12 protein-coding genes are annotated in these 14,362 nt (G+C 50.6%); 8 read left to right on the top strand and 4 right to left on the bottom strand.

From position 1 onward, the window contains the following. Nucleotides 1-335: 335 nt before the first annotated feature. From mepS to yejF, 6 genes are all read left to right on the top strand, one after another. The gene (gene mepS / locus ACJHYO_RS13975) at nt 336-902 is read left to right on the top strand and encodes a bifunctional murein DD-endopeptidase/murein LD-carboxypeptidase (protein WP_000241011.1); all 567 of its coding nucleotides are present in this window, start codon (nt 336-338) and stop codon (nt 900-902) included. A 180-nt stretch (nt 903-1,082) separates the two neighbouring features. After that, on the top strand, nt 1,083-2,639 hold the full coding sequence (locus ACJHYO_RS13970; RefSeq protein WP_000470587.1) for a cyclic di-GMP phosphodiesterase: 1,557 nt from the start codon (nt 1,083-1,085) through the stop codon (nt 2,637-2,639). A gap of 81 nt (nt 2,640-2,720) precedes the next feature. Further along, nucleotides 2,721-4,535, top strand: coding sequence for an extracellular solute-binding protein (locus ACJHYO_RS13965; RefSeq protein WP_001337883.1), 1,815 nt, complete (start codon nt 2,721-2,723; stop codon nt 4,533-4,535). Next, nucleotides 4,536-5,630: a microcin C ABC transporter permease YejB gene (locus ACJHYO_RS13960; RefSeq protein WP_000501604.1), complete on the top strand. Its 1,095-nt coding sequence runs from the start codon at nt 4,536-4,538 to the stop codon at nt 5,628-5,630. It begins immediately after the preceding gene. Beyond that, nucleotides 5,630-6,655, top strand: a complete 1,026-nt coding sequence (locus ACJHYO_RS13955) for an ABC transporter permease (RefSeq protein WP_001683059.1) — start codon at nt 5,630-5,632, stop codon at nt 6,653-6,655. Before ACJHYO_RS13960 ends, ACJHYO_RS13955 begins: the two co-directional genes overlap by 1 nt. Nucleotide 6,656: 1 nt before the next feature. Further along, complete coding sequence (yejF, locus tag ACJHYO_RS13950) at nt 6,657-8,246, top strand: microcin C ABC transporter ATP-binding protein YejF (RefSeq protein WP_340531210.1); 1,590 nt, start codon at nt 6,657-6,659, stop codon at nt 8,244-8,246. A gap of 3 nt (nt 8,247-8,249) precedes the next feature. Here yejF and ACJHYO_RS13945 read toward each other — a convergent pair whose 3' ends face one another. The 3 genes from ACJHYO_RS13945 to rsuA form a co-directional block, all read right to left on the bottom strand. Next, nucleotides 8,250-8,594 carry a YejG family protein gene (locus tag ACJHYO_RS13945; protein ID WP_000202798.1) on the bottom strand — a complete coding sequence of 115 codons (345 nt, stop codon included), beginning with the start codon at nt 8,592-8,594 and terminating at the stop codon, nt 8,250-8,252. Between the two features lie 333 nt (nt 8,595-8,927). Then, complete coding sequence (gene bcr / locus ACJHYO_RS13940; protein WP_000213379.1) at nt 8,928-10,118, bottom strand: multidrug efflux MFS transporter Bcr; 1,191 nt, start codon at nt 10,116-10,118, stop codon at nt 8,928-8,930. A gap of 27 nt (nt 10,119-10,145) precedes the next feature. Continuing rightward, nucleotides 10,146-10,841 (bottom strand): 16S rRNA pseudouridine(516) synthase RsuA, encoded by a 696-nt coding sequence (rsuA, locus tag ACJHYO_RS13935; protein ID WP_085455441.1) that lies wholly within the window; start codon nt 10,839-10,841, stop codon nt 10,146-10,148. Nucleotides 10,842-10,990: 149 nt separating this feature from the next. Here rsuA and ACJHYO_RS13930 point away from each other — a divergent pair, with 149 nt between their 5' ends. Next, a complete protein-coding gene (locus tag ACJHYO_RS13930) occupies nt 10,991-12,751 on the top strand; it encodes a DEAD/DEAH box helicase (RefSeq protein WP_000578053.1) in 1,761 nt (586 codons plus the stop codon). Between the two features lie 124 nt (nt 12,752-12,875). Continuing rightward, entirely contained in the window at nt 12,876-13,160 is a 285-nt protein-coding gene (gene rplY / locus ACJHYO_RS13925) for a 50S ribosomal protein L25 (RefSeq protein ID WP_000494186.1), read from the top strand. 138 nt (nt 13,161-13,298) lie between these two features. On the opposite strand, the gene yejK is transcribed toward rplY, so the two are convergent. Then, nucleotides 13,299-14,306 carry a nucleoid-associated protein YejK gene (gene yejK / locus ACJHYO_RS13920; protein WP_000050789.1) on the bottom strand — a complete coding sequence of 336 codons (1,008 nt, stop codon included), beginning with the start codon at nt 14,304-14,306 and terminating at the stop codon, nt 13,299-13,301. Nucleotides 14,307-14,362: the final 56 nt, after the last annotated feature.

Raw genomic sequence — 14,362 nt, 5'->3', positions numbered from 1 at the left:
TCGAGCGCAAAAATCATTCTCTAAGTAAATGAATGGATTGCATGCGTTTCACTCAATCGTACTTTAATTGACCAATCCCGCTGATTAACTTTCTGTATCACTTTTTCTTATAAAAAATCATGTAAAACCGCTCGCCAAGACCGCACCAATCGGGTAATCTCGAACTCGTTTTGCCTCGGCGGTAGATTATCCTCACAGCATATAATTTTGTGCGTTAGTCCACAGATTTGGCCTTAAGGAATTGTTTCAACATGCCCAGGTAATTAGTCTCGTGTCGCTTGGCATTTTTTTATAACGATATTTGTCGTTAAGGACTTCAAGGGAAAACAAACAACATGGTCAAATCTCAACCGATTTTGAGATATATCTTGCGCGGGATACCCGCGATTGCAGTAGCGGTTCTGCTTTCTGCATGTAGTGCAAATAACACCGCAAAGAATATGCATCCTGAGACACGTGCAGTGGGTAGTGAAACATCATCACTGCAAGCTTCTCAGGATGAATTTGAAAACCTGGTTCGTAATGTCGACGTAAAATCGCGAATTATGGATCAGTATGCTGACTGGAAAGGCGTACGCTATCGTCTGGGCGGCAGCACTAAAAAAGGTATCGATTGTTCTGGTTTCGTACAGCGTACATTCCGTGAGCAATTTGGCTTAGAACTTCCGCGTTCGACTTATGAACAGCAGGAAATGGGTAAATCTGTTTCCCGCAGTAATTTGCGTACGGGTGATTTAGTTCTGTTCCGTGCCGGTTCAACGGGACGCCATGTCGGTATTTATATCGGCAACAACCAGTTTGTCCATGCTTCCACCAGCAGTGGTGTTATTATTTCCAGCATGAATGAACCATACTGGAAGAAGCGTTACAACGAAGCACGCCGGGTTCTCAGCCGCAGCTAATAAACCGTTTGGATGCAATCCCTTGGCTATCCTGACGAGTTAACTGAAAGCACTGCTTAGGCAGTGCTTTTTTGTTTTCATTCATCAGAGAAAATGATGTTTCCGCGTCTTGATCCAGGCTATAGTCCGGTCATTGTTATCTTTTAAATGTTGTCGTAATTTCAGGAAATTAACGGAATCATGTTTATACGCGCTCCCAATTCTGGACGTAAGCTCCTGCTTACCTGCATTGTTGCAGGCGTGATGATTGCGATACTGGTGAGCTGCCTTCAGTTTTTAGTGGCCTGGCATAAGCACGAAGTCAAATACGACACACTGATTACCGACGTACAAAAGTATCTCGATACCTATTTTGCCGACCTTAAATCCACTACTGACCGGCTCCAGCCGCTGACCTTAGATACCTGCCAGCAGGCTAACCCCGAACTGACCGCCCGCGCGGCGTTTAGCATGAATGTTCGTACGTTTGTGCTGGTAAAAGATAAAAAAACATTCTGTTCATCTGCAACTGGTGAGATGGACATTCCACTCAATGAATTGATTCCGGCGCTCGACATTAATAAAAACGTCGATATGGCAATCTTACCCGGCACGCCGATGGTGCCGAACAAACCCGCAATCGTCATCTGGTATCGCAACCCTTTGCTGAAAAATAGCGGCGTGTTTGCCGCTCTGAATCTCAACCTGACGCCTTCACTCTTTTATAGTTCACGGCAGGAAGATTACGATGGCCTAGCCCTCATTATTGGTAATACTGCGCTATCTACCTTTTCTTCACGTTTGATGAACGTTAATGAATTAACCGACATGCCGGTCCGTGAAACTAAAATTGCGGGCATTCCTCTGACTGTTCGGCTTTATGCAGATGACTGGACATGGAACGATGTGTGGTACGCATTTTTACTGGGTGGCATGAGTGGAACTTTCGTTGGACTTCTCTGCTATTACCTGATGAGTGTGCGTATGCGCCCAGGCAGAGAAATCATGACCGCCATCAAGCGCGAACAATTTTACGTGGTGTATCAACCGGTGGTTGATACACAAGCTTTGCGGGTAACGGGCCTGGAAGTACTGCTACGCTGGCGGCATCCAGTAGCAGGTGAAATCCCCCCGGATGCCTTCATTAACTTTGCCGAAGCGCAAAAGATGATTGTGCCACTGACTCAGCACCTGTTTGAGTTGATTGCCCGCGATGCCGCAGAATTAGAAAAAGTACTGCCGGTAGGCGTCAAATTTGGCATTAACATTGCGCCGGCCCACTTGCACAGCGAAAGCTTTAAAGCGGATATCCAGAAACTGCTCACTTCCCTGCCCGCACACCATTTCCAGATTGTGCTGGAAATTACCGAGCGCGATATGCTGAAAGAGCGAGAAGCCACACAACTCTTCGCCTGGCTGCATTCGGTCGGCGTAGAAATTGCTATTGATGACTTCGGCACCGGGCACAGCGCGCTTATCTATCTTGAGCGTTTTACGCTCGATTATCTGAAAATTGATCGTGGATTTATCAACGCCATCGGTACGGAAACGATCACTTCACCCGTACTTGACGCGGTGCTGACGCTGGCGAAACGTCTCAATATGCTGACAGTTGCTGAAGGGGTCGAAACGCCAGAACAGGCACGATGGCTAAGCGAACGCGGCGTTAATTTCATGCAAGGCTACTGGATTAGTCGCCCGTTACCGCTGGACGATTTTGTTCGCTGGCTGAAGAAACCGTATACGCCGCAGTGGTAAGGTGTGCTTACGTCCCTTATTATTCATAGTGAAAGCATGCCGGATTGCGGCTAATGATGAGTAAAAGGAAATCCGTTGCAGATGATTGTGCGCATACTGCTGCTGTTTATCGCTCTGTTCACCTTTGGTGCGCAGGCGCAGGCTATCAAGGAAAGCTATGCCTTTGCCGTACTGGGCGAACCCCGGTACGCATTTAATTTCAACCATTTTGATTATGTGAACCCCGCCGCGCCAAAAGGTGGGCAAATAACGTTGTCTGCCCTCGGCACCTTCGATAATTTCAACCGCTATGCACTGCGCGGCAATCCGGGCGCACGCACCGAGCAGCTGTACGACACGCTATTTACGACTTCCGATGACGAACCAGGCAGTTATTACCCGCTGATTGCTGAAAGCGCACGCTATGCTGAAGATTATTCCTGGGTGGAGGTCGCTATTAATCCACGCGCCCGTTTTCATGATGGTTCGCCCATTACTGCCCGCGATGTAGAGTTTACTTTTCAAAAATTTATGACCGAAGGCGTGCCGCAATTTCGTCTGGTCTACAAAGGCACCACCGTCAAAGCCATTGCGCCGTTAACCGTGCGCATTGAGTTAGCTAAACCCGGCAAAGAAGATATGCTGAGTCTGTTTTCGCTGCCGGTATTTCCAGAAAAGTACTGGAAAGATCACAAACTTAGCGACCCGCTCGCCACGCCTCCGCTTGCCAGTGGTCCGTACCGCATTACGTCCTGGAAAATGGGGCAAAATATTGTCTATTCCCGCGTGAAAGATTACTGGGCAGCAAACTTACCGGTAAACCGTGGACGCTGGAATTTCGACACCATTCGCTACGATTATTACCTCGATGATAATGTCGCCTTTGAAGCGTTTAAAGCAGGAGCCTTTGATTTGCGTATGGAAAACGACGCCAAAAACTGGGCCACGCGCTATACCGGTAAAAATTTCGATAAAAAATACATCATCAAAGATGAGCAAAAGAACGAATCAGCCCAGGATACGCGCTGGCTGGCGTTTAATATCCAACGTCCGGTATTCAGCGATCGCCGGGTCCGGGAAGCGATCACTCTCGCCTTTGACTTTGAATGGATGAACAAAGCGTTGTTTTACAATGCCTGGAGTCGCACGAACAGTTATTTTCAGAATACCGAATATGCGGCCAGAAATTACCCCGACGCCGCGGAGCTGGTGCTTCTGGCACCAATGAAAAAAGATCTACCGCCAGAAGTCTTCACGCAAATCTACCAGCCGCCGGTATCCAAAGGCGATGGCTACGATCGTGACAACCTGTTAAAAGCCGACAAACTTCTCAACGAAGCAGGCTGGGTGTTGAAGGGTCAGCAACGCGTTAATGTCACAACGGGTCAGCCACTCAGCTTTGAATTATTGCTTCCCGCAAGCAGCAATAGTCAGTGGGTATTGCCGTTCCAGCACAGCCTGCAACGGCTGGGTATCAACATGGACATTCGCAAGGTGGATAACTCGCAAATCACCAACCGCATGCGCAGTCGCGACTATGACATGATGCCGCGCGTATGGCGGGCGATGCCGTGGCCCAGTTCCGATTTACAGATTTCCTGGTCATCGGAATATATCAATTCCACTTATAATGCCCCCGGCGTGCAAAGCCCGGTTATCGACTCGCTGATCAACCAAATTATTGCCGCGCAGGGAAATAAAGAAAAATTACTGCCGTTGGGACGAGCACTGGATCGCGTATTAACGTGGAATTATTACATGCTGCCAATGTGGTACATGGCGGAAGACCGTCTCGCCTGGTGGGATAAATTCTCCCAACCCGCTGTACGCCCTGTTTACAGCCTGGGTATCGATACCTGGTGGTATGACGTTAACAAAGCGACGAAACTGCCGTCAGCCAGACAACAGGGAGAGTAGATGGGCGCTTATCTGATTCGCCGTCTGTTGCTGGTGATCCCAACGCTATGGGCGATTATCACTATCAACTTTTTCATCGTGCAAATTGCGCCTGGCGGTCCGGTCGACCAGGCCATCGCCGCCATTGAGTTTGGCAATGCCGGAGTATTACCCGGCGCAGGCGGTGAAGGTGTTCGCGCCAGCCATGCGCAAACGGGCGTCGGCAATATCAGCGACAGTAATTACCGTGGCGGACGCGGATTAGATCCAGAAGTGATCGCCGAGATCACTCATCGCTACGGTTTCGATAAGCCGATCCACGAACGTTACTTCAAAATGCTCTGGGACTACATCCGTTTTGATTTTGGCGACAGCCTTTTTCGCAGCGCCTCGGTGCTGACGCTGATTAAAGACAGTCTGCCGGTCTCCATCACCCTCGGATTGTGGAGCACGCTGATTATCTATCTGGTGTCGATTCCGTTAGGCATTCGCAAAGCTGTTTATAATGGGAGCCGTTTTGACGTCTGGAGTAGTGCATTTATCATCATCGGCTACGCCATTCCGGCCTTTTTGTTTGCCATCCTGCTGATTGTCTTCTTCGCGGGCGGCAGCTATTTCGACCTGTTCCCTCTGCGCGGCCTGGTTTCCGCTAACTTTGATTCGCTGCCGTGGTATCAGAAAATCACCGATTATCTGTGGCATATCACGCTGCCGGTGCTGGCGACAGTGATTGGCGGCTTTGCGGCTCTGACCATGCTGACAAAAAACTCATTCCTTGATGAAGTGCGTAAGCAATACGTGGTGACGGCACGTGCGAAAGGGGTAAGTGAAAAAAATATTCTCTGGAAACATGTGTTCCGCAACGCCATGCTGCTGGTGATTGCCGGTTTTCCGGCGACGTTTATCAGCATGTTTTTTACCGGCTCGCTGCTGATTGAGGTGATGTTTTCACTCAATGGCCTCGGCTTACTGGGCTACGAAGCGACCGTCTCGCGCGATTATCCTGTAATGTTTGGTACCTTGTATATTTTCACCCTGATTGGCCTGCTGCTGAATATTGTCAGTGATATCAGCTATACGCTGGTCGATCCGCGTATAGATTTTGAGGGACGCTAATGCCGCGACTCAGCCCCGTCAATCAGGCCCGTTGGGCGCGTTTTCGCCATAACCGTCGCGGCTACTGGTCGTTATGGATTTTCCTCCTCTTGTTTGGTTTGAGTTTGTGTTCTGAACTTATCGCCAACGATAAACCGTTGCTGGTGCGTTATGACGGCAGTTGGTATTTCCCGTTGTTGAAAAACTACAGCGAAAGCGATTTTGGCGGCCCGCTGGCAAGTCAGGCTGATTATCAGGACCCGTGGCTGAAACAACGGCTGGAAAATAACGGCTGGGTACTGTGGGCACCGATTCGCTTTGGTGCTACCAGTATCAACTTTGCTACCGATAAGCCCTTCCCTTCTCCACCCTCCCGGCAAAACTGGCTGGGAACGGATGCCAATGGCGGCGATGTGCTGGCGCGCATTCTCTATGGCACGCGGATCTCAGTTCTGTTTGGCCTGATGCTGACCCTCTGCTCCAGCGTGATGGGCGTGCTGGCGGGGGCGCTACAAGGCTATTACGGTGGTAAAGTCGATCTCTGGGGGCAACGTTTTATTGAAGTATGGTCGGGGATGCCGACGCTGTTTTTGATTATTTTACTTTCCAGCGTCGTACAGCCTAACTTCTGGTGGCTGTTGGCAATTACCGTCTTGTTTGGCTGGATGAGTCTGGTCGGTGTGGTGCGGGCGGAGTTTTTACGTACCCGTAATTTCGACTACATCCGCGCGGCGCAGGCGCTTGGCGTCAGCGATCGCAGTATCATCCTGCGTCATATGTTGCCAAATGCCATGGTCGCTACCCTCACTTTTTTACCGTTTATTTTATGTAGTTCGATAACCACCCTGACCTCACTCGATTTCCTCGGCTTCGGTCTGCCGCTCGGTTCACCGTCACTCGGTGAACTGCTGTTACAAGGGAAAAATAACCTTCAGGCCCCGTGGCTTGGGATCACCGCCTTCTTATCGGTGGCGATATTGTTGTCTTTGCTGATCTTTATTGGTGAAGCCGTCCGCGACTCATTTGATCCTAATAAGGCGGTGTAGCATGACGCAAACTCTGTTAGCGATTGAAAATTTGTCGGTGGGTTTTCGCCATCAGCAAACCGTACGTACAGTAGTAAATGATGTTTCACTACAGATTGCGGCTGGCGAAACGCTGGCGCTGGTAGGTGAGTCTGGTTCAGGTAAGAGCGTTACCGCGCTGTCAATTTTACGCCTGCTCCCTTGCCCGCCGGTTGAATATCTCTCCGGCGATATTCGTTTTCATGGCGAATCGCTGCTTCATGCCAGCGATCAAACGTTGCGCGGTGTACGCGGTAATAAGATCGCCATGATTTTTCAGGAGCCGATGGTGTCGTTAAATCCATTACATACCCTGGAAAAACAGCTTTATGAAGTGCTTTCACTCCACCGCGGGATGCGTCGGGAAGCGGCTCGTGGCGAAATTCTTAACTGCCTTGATCGCGTCGGTATCCGCCAGGCGGCAAAACGGCTGACAGATTATCCGCATCAGCTCTCCGGCGGCGAACGCCAGCGGGTGATGATTGCGATGGCGCTGTTAACGCGACCGGAATTATTAATTGCCGATGAACCAACCACCGCGCTGGACGTCTCTGTCCAGGCGCAGATTTTACAGCTGTTGCGCGAACTGCAAGGCGAGCTGAATATGGGTATGCTGTTTATTACTCATAACCTCAGCATTGTCAGAAAACTGGCCCACCGCGTGGCGGTAATGCAAAACGGTCGCTGTGTCGAGAAAAATAACGCCGCTACGCTATTTGCCTCACCCACTCATCCTTACACACAAAAGCTACTCAACAGTGAACCATCTGGCGACCCGGTGCCATTGCCAGAACCTGCCTCAACGTTGCTAGATGTTGAACAGCTTCAAGTTGCCTTCCCCATTCGTAAAGGGATCTTGAAGCGCATTGTGGATCATAATGTGGTGGTGAAAAACATCAGTTTTACGCTACGGGCGGGTGAAACACTGGGTTTAGTGGGCGAGTCCGGTTCCGGGAAAAGCACGACGGGACTGGCGCTGCTGCGACTGATTAACTCTCAGGGCAGCATCGTCTTTGACGGTCAGCCACTGCAAAATTTAAATCGCCGCCAGCTGTTACCTATTCGTCATCGCATTCAGGTGGTATTTCAGGATCCAAACTCCTCACTCAACCCACGACTCAACGTTTTGCAAATTATTGAGGAAGGCTTACGGGTTCACCAGCCGACGCTTTCTGCCGCACAACGCGAACAACAAGTGATAGCCGTGATGCATGAAGTGGGATTAGATCCTGAAACACGCCACCGTTATCCGGCGGAGTTCTCTGGTGGTCAGCGGCAACGTATTGCGATTGCCAGGGCGTTAATTCTTAAGCCCTCGCTGATCATTCTTGATGAACCAACATCATCACTCGACAAAACGGTGCAGGCGCAAATATTGACGCTATTGATATCATTGCAACAAAAGCATCAACTGGCCTATTTGTTTATCAGCCACGATTTGCACGTTGTCCGCGCGTTATGTCATCAGGTTATCGTACTGCGACAAGGGGAAGTAGTGGAACAAGGACCGTGCGCGCGCGTGTTTGCCGCACCGCAGCAGGAGTATACGCGTCAGCTACTGGCGTTGAGCTGACGCTTAAAAAGGATTGTAGTTTGAAAAGGGTTCGGCAATTGCCACACCAAAATTTTTCAATCGGCATGTTGCAGCAAATTCGTCCTGGCGATTTACAAACAGGCACGGCTCACCTTCACACTCCAGCACCGAACATGGAACTTCGATGTCGCTTAACGCCTGGCTTAGTTTGTACATCACCGACCATGCATTATCACCATCCGGGCTAAGCAATTTAAGCGCCACCAGGCTGTTGTCACCGCACGGTCCATTTTGCGGAATCGGTTCAACCTTCGAACCTGCGAAACCAGCAGACCAGCGATAGTTCTGCGGCAGTCGATGGACGATTGAGAGTTGTAATGAAGTCACTTATTTTCCCCGGAAGTACATTTTACTTCACAATTTGTTTACATCAATTTTAACACATCATCAACAATCCGTCTTTATACAGATCGTAAAGATTGATGCCTCGCCTGCGTGGCCTCTATGGCTCTGATTTAAATAATATCTGCGGGCGTGGTCACGTTTGCGGGGCTATATGTACCCGTTTCTGCGATCTAACTCAACCTTTTTAACTACAATGATGTGACTTTTTACATAAATTGATTTTACATAAAATAAACATATATCGGGGGAATGATAGATTTGTGGTTGACATGCATCAACAAAGGAAGCCTTTTAGCTTCCTCGTTGTGCAATAGATCACCGTTTTTTCGGCCGACTGGCGTACAAACAGAAGAGAATGGAGCTGGTTGCGCAGAATGCAATTGACCAAATCATCGGCCATGCAGAGTTAAAGGTCGCAAGAGAAAGTAATGCGCCAACAATTGCCCCTATGCCGAAACGGAAGGTTCCTGCCAGCGAAGATGCCGTTCCCGCCATATGGGGAAACTCATCAAGAATGACCGCCATCGCATTGGATGACACCATCGACACGCAGCCCACAAACGCCGCAACGCCAACCACCAGCGACCAGAATCCCAGCCCCAGCAGTGCACTGATGACCATCCACGCTGCCATAATAAACTGTATCCACAACCCCGAGCGGAACATATTTAACGCGCCAATACGGCGGACGAAGCGGCTGTTAAAGATGGTCATCACGAACAGAAAAAGAATGTTTAGCGCAAAGTAATAACCAAAGTTTTCCGGCGCGACGTGGTTGATTTCAATGTAGACAAACGGTCCGGCGCTTAAGAATGAGAACATCCCGGCAAAGCTGAAACCGCTGGCCAGCATATAACTCAGGACACGCTTATGACGGAACAACGCCGCAAAGTTACCAATAGTGGTACGAATGTGAAAAGGCTGGCGACGCTCCGGTGGTAAGGTTTCTTTGATCAGAAAGAAGATCATTGCCGAAGCCAGAATCGCCGCCACGGCGAGGATCCAGAAGATGTAATGCCAGCTCAGCCACACCAGCACCCAGCCGCCAACTATCGGTGCCATCAGCGGTGCAATGGTCGTCACCAGCATGACAAACGACATCATTCGCGAGAACTCTTCTTTCGGGTAGATATCACGCATCAAAGCGTTGATAACCACGCTGGCCGCAGCCGCAGCCAGCCCGTGGAAGAAACGCATCACAATCAGCTGATCGATGGTTTGCGCCAACGCACACGCCACCGCGGCGGCGGCAAACACCAGCGTACCGCCAAGAACCACCGGCTTACGCCCGAAGCTGTCTGCCATCGGCCCGTAGATTAACTGCCCCAACGCAAAGCCCAGAATATAAGTACTCAGGGTCATCTGCGTACTGCCCGCCGGTACACCAAACTGCGCTGAAATTACCGGTAGCGCAGGCAGATACATATCAATCGACAGCGGCATCAACATGGCCAGCAGGCCAAGGATAAAAACAATAGCAAACGACGAATGCTGTCGGGTGGTCACAACGGGCTCCTGAAAGTCATTGAAAAGTTAGACGACGCTGGCAATTTCTTCTTCAGTTAACGGACGATATTCACCGGGGGCTAAATCAGCATCCAGCGTAATGCCGCCAATACGTTCACGATGCAGCTCAACCACATGGTTACCCACGGCGGCGAACATGCGTTTCACCTGATGATAACGCCCTTCGCTGATGGTCAGACGAACCTGCGTTGGGGTAATCACTTCCAGCACCGCCGGCTTAGTGAGATCTTTTTCGTTATGCAGCTGCACGCCTTTAGCAAATTGCTCTGCCGTATCGTCAGCTACGGATGATTCCAGCGTCACCAGATAGGTCTTCTCGCAATGATGGCGCGGAGAAGTAATGCGGTGCGACCACTGACCATCATCTGTCATTAGTACCAGACCGGTGGTATCGATATCCAGACGCCCTGCAGCGTGCAGTTTCCACGCTACCGGTTCATCAAGAAAATAGAGCACCGTTGGGTGATCCGGGTCGTCCGTGGAGCAAACATAGCCCTGAGGCTTATTGAGCATGAAGTAACGTGGACCGTGTTGCTGCGCCAGCGGGTTGCCATCGTAAGCGACATCATGTTCAGGGAGCAGTTTGAACGCTGCATTACGGACGATTTCGCCATCGACGGTGACACGATTGCCGCGGATTTCACGCCCGGCAATAGCACGGCTAACGCCGAGTTGCTGTGCGATAAATTTATCAAGTCGCATGTGTGTGATTTTGCCTGTAAAAAACGGAGGTCGGGTAATGACCCGAAAATCTGAACTGTTGTCTGCCCAGTATAGCGGTCTAATAACTTCCCTCAAGGGAAAAAGATCCGTGGCATACTATTAGCAGAATAATCTACCTACGCGAGACCATGATTTTTACACTCCGCCCATATCAGCAAGAAGCCGTGGATGCCACGCTCAACCATTTTCGTCGTCATAAAACCCCTGCCGTTATCGTGCTGCCCACCGGTGCAGGTAAAAGCCTGGTGATAGCGGAACTGGCGCGGCTGGCGCGTGGTCGCGTGCTGGTGCTGGCACACGTTAAAGAACTGGTGGCACAAAACCATGCAAAATATCAGGCGCTGGGGCTGGAAGCCGATATTTTTGCCGCCGGGCTAAAGCGCAAAGAGAGCCACGGTAAAGTGGTATTTGGCAGCGTGCAGTCGGTCGCCCGTAATCTTGATGCCTTTCAGGGTGAATTTTCGCTGTTGATTGTCGATGAATGCCACCGTATTGGTGACGATGAAGAGAGCCAGTATCAGCAAATCCTCACTCACCTGACAAAAGTGAATCCCCACTTACGCCTGCTGGGGCTGACTGCCACGCCTTTTCGACTGGGCAAAGGCTGGATTTATCAGTTCCATTATCACGGCATGGTACGCGGCGATGAGAAAGCCCTTTTCCGTGACTGCATTTATGAGCTGCCGCTGCGTTATATGATTAAACACGGCTATCTGACGCCGCCAGAACGGCTGGATATGCCAGTAGTGCAATACGATTTCAGCCGCTTGCAGGCACAGAGTAACGGACTGTTCAGCGAAGCCGATCTCAACCGCGAGCTGAAAAAACAGCAACGCATTACGCCACACATCATCAGCCAGATTATGGAGTTTGCTGCAACGCGCAAAGGGGTGATGATTTTCGCCGCGACGGTCGAACACGCAAAAGAGATTGTGGGATTACTGCCTGCCGAAGATGCAGCACTGATTACTGGCGACACACCCGGCGCTGAGCGCGATGTGTTAATTGAAGATTTTAAAGCCCAGCGTTTTCGCTATCTGGTCAACGTCGCGGTACTGACTACCGGATTTGACGCCCCGCACGTCGATCTTATCGCCATTCTGCGCCCTACCGAATCAGTGAGTCTTTACCAACAAATTGTCGGGCGCGGTCTGCGTCTCGCTCCTGGCAAGACTGATTGCTTAATTCTTGATTATGCGGGTAATCCTCACGATCTCTACGCGCCGGAAGTTGGTACACCGAAAGGCAAAAGTGACAACGTTCCGGTACAGGTTTTCTGCCCTGCCTGCGGTTTTGCCAACACCTTTTGGGGGAAAACGACTGCCGACGGGACATTGATTGAACACTTTGGTCGTCGCTGTCAGGGATGGTTTGAAGATGACGACGGACATCGCGAACAGTGTGACTTCCGTTTCCGTTTTAAAAATTGCCCGCAATGTAACGCAGAAAATGATATTGCCGCCCGCCGTTGCCGCGAGTGTGATACCATTCTGGTTGACCCGGATGATATGTTAAAAGCGGCGCTACGACTGAAAGACGCGCTGGTATTACGCTGTAGCGGCATGTCTTTGCAGCATGGGCACGACGAAAAAGGCGAATGGTTGAAAATCACCTATTACGATGAAGACGGCGCGGATGTGAGTGAGCGTTTCCGTCTGCAAACGCCCGCCCAGCGAACTGCCTTCGAGCAACTTTTTATCCGCCCGCATACGCGCACACCGGGCATCCCGCTGCGCTGGATCACCGCCGCCGATATCCTCGCCCAGCAAGCCTTATTGCGACACCCGGATTTTGTCGTCGCCCGCATGAAAGGCCAGTACTGGCAAGTGCGTGAAAAAGTGTTCGATTACGAAGGTCGTTTTCGTCGGGCGCACGAATTACGCGGTTAATGGTAGTTTTGATTGATGTATAAGGCGATTGAGTATAGAATCTCGCCCGCTTTTGCATACGCAAAGCAGATCACTTACCTGTTGCTGGGTCGCCTGTAGCAGGATTAATTTAAGAGAGAAAGAAATGTTTACTATCAACGCAGAAGTACGTAAAGAGCAGGGTAAGGGTGCGAGCCGCCGCCTGCGTGCCGCTAACAAGTTCCCGGCAATCATCTACGGTGGCAAAGAAGCGCCGCTGGCTGTCGAACTGGATCACGACAAAGTCATGAACATGCAAGTTAAAGCTGAATTCTACAGCGAAGTTCTGACCATCGTTGTTGACGGTAAAGAAATCAAAGTTAAAGCTCAGGACGTACAGCGTCACCCGTACAAACCGAAGCTGCTGCACATCGACTTCGTTCGCGCTTAATTGCTGAATAAGTTGTAAAAAACCCCGCTCCGGCGGGGTTTTTTGTCTCTGCAAATTATGCCTGATTACGGTATCGCTATTTTTTGCAGGCCAGATAAGGCGTTCACGCCGCATCTGGCATTCAGAACACAAAACCGATTAATTGCCGCCAGACGTCCGGCGCTGCAATTGATCGCGCAAGTTCGGCGGCGTGCCTTTAATGGTCAGGGTATCGGTTGCTGGATCCCAGAAGATGCGTTCACCTAACAGCATCGCATCAAAGTTAATAGTCAAGCCACCGCCGCTACCGGCAAACTTCGTCAACTGACGCAGTGTGCTACGGTCTGCCGGGAAGCTCTCTTCCAGTTCGTAGCCTTTTTCAGCCGCAAACTCCGTGAAGCTCACTTCGCTGACGCCTGCCAGCTCTTTCGACAGCGATTCCAGTTCAATCTCTTCACCTGCCTGCAGCTGCTCATTACAGTAGCTATAAACCTGCTGGCGCACGTTCTGTCGCTCTGCTTTATCCAGTTGTGCTTCGGCAGTGAAATCATCGACCGCTTGCAACAGCCCACGGTTTTGCGCTTTCGCGTTTAACCCTTCGCTGGCACCGAGGAAATCCATAAAGAAATCCGCCACTTTGCGCCCTACTCGCCCTTTCAGGAAAGTGAGATAGCGGGTCGACTCTGGATTGGTTTCCCACTCGGTTAAATCGATACGCGCAACAATATCCGCATGATTGATATCAAGATAATGGGTTGGGTTGATGTCGAGATTTTCGTTAACACGCATACTGCTCAGGTTGCTCAGAACTGCCACCAGCAGATACTCCACCGCCAGATAGCGATAGTGGCAAAACAGCACGAATCCACCGTCAGCAAAAGGATATTTCGCTAATTCGTCACGCAGGCGACCGGTTGCCGCGCGGCTAAATGCCAGAAAGTCCTCTTCGCCCTGACGCTGTAAGCGCAGCGTCTGCGCCAGTTCACTCTCTTCGCTAAACAAGCCGTAAGCTTTATTTTTGGCGCTATAGACCCGATGCAGTTCTGCCACCATCTCAACGACGGTTTCCGTCGGTTCCAGCAATGAATCGCGCAACACCAGCTCAAGGTTCTGCTCATCACGCTTGATAAGCTGGTGCAGAGCAATCTGGTTGATATCCAGACTCATGATAAACTCTCCTTTAAGACCGGGCGGTATTCAACCACCGCCGGTTAAGCGACGCA

This window comes from Escherichia sp. WS1118 (assembly GCF_046487695.1).
In the GTDB taxonomy this organism is placed as follows: Bacteria; Pseudomonadota; Gammaproteobacteria; order Enterobacterales; family Enterobacteriaceae; genus Escherichia; species Escherichia coli.
This window is presented reverse-complemented; position numbering and strand designations above follow the sequence as displayed.

Excerpts from the sequence above, each read along its gene's own strand:
- mepS (WP_000241011.1), top strand. The coding sequence starts at position 336 with ATGGTCAAATCTCAACCGATTTTGAGATATATCTTGCGCGGGATACCC.
- ACJHYO_RS13970 (WP_000470587.1), top strand. The coding sequence starts at position 1,083 with ATGTTTATACGCGCTCCCAATTCTGGACGTAAGCTCCTGCTTACCTGC.
- ACJHYO_RS13965 (WP_001337883.1), top strand. The coding sequence starts at position 2,721 with ATGATTGTGCGCATACTGCTGCTGTTTATCGCTCTGTTCACCTTTGGT.
- ACJHYO_RS13960 (WP_000501604.1), top strand. The coding sequence starts at position 4,536 with ATGGGCGCTTATCTGATTCGCCGTCTGTTGCTGGTGATCCCAACGCTA.
- ACJHYO_RS13955 (WP_001683059.1), top strand. The coding sequence starts at position 5,630 with ATGCCGCGACTCAGCCCCGTCAATCAGGCCCGTTGGGCGCGTTTTCGC.
- yejF (WP_340531210.1), top strand. The coding sequence starts at position 6,657 with ATGACGCAAACTCTGTTAGCGATTGAAAATTTGTCGGTGGGTTTTCGC.
- rsuA (WP_085455441.1), bottom strand. The coding sequence starts at position 10,841 with ATGCGACTTGATAAATTTATCGCACAGCAACTCGGCGTTAGCCGTGCT.
- ACJHYO_RS13930 (WP_000578053.1), top strand. The coding sequence starts at position 10,991 with ATGATTTTTACACTCCGCCCATATCAGCAAGAAGCCGTGGATGCCACG.
- rplY (WP_000494186.1), top strand. The coding sequence starts at position 12,876 with ATGTTTACTATCAACGCAGAAGTACGTAAAGAGCAGGGTAAGGGTGCG.
- yejK (WP_000050789.1), bottom strand. The coding sequence starts at position 14,306 with ATGAGTCTGGATATCAACCAGATTGCTCTGCACCAGCTTATCAAGCGT.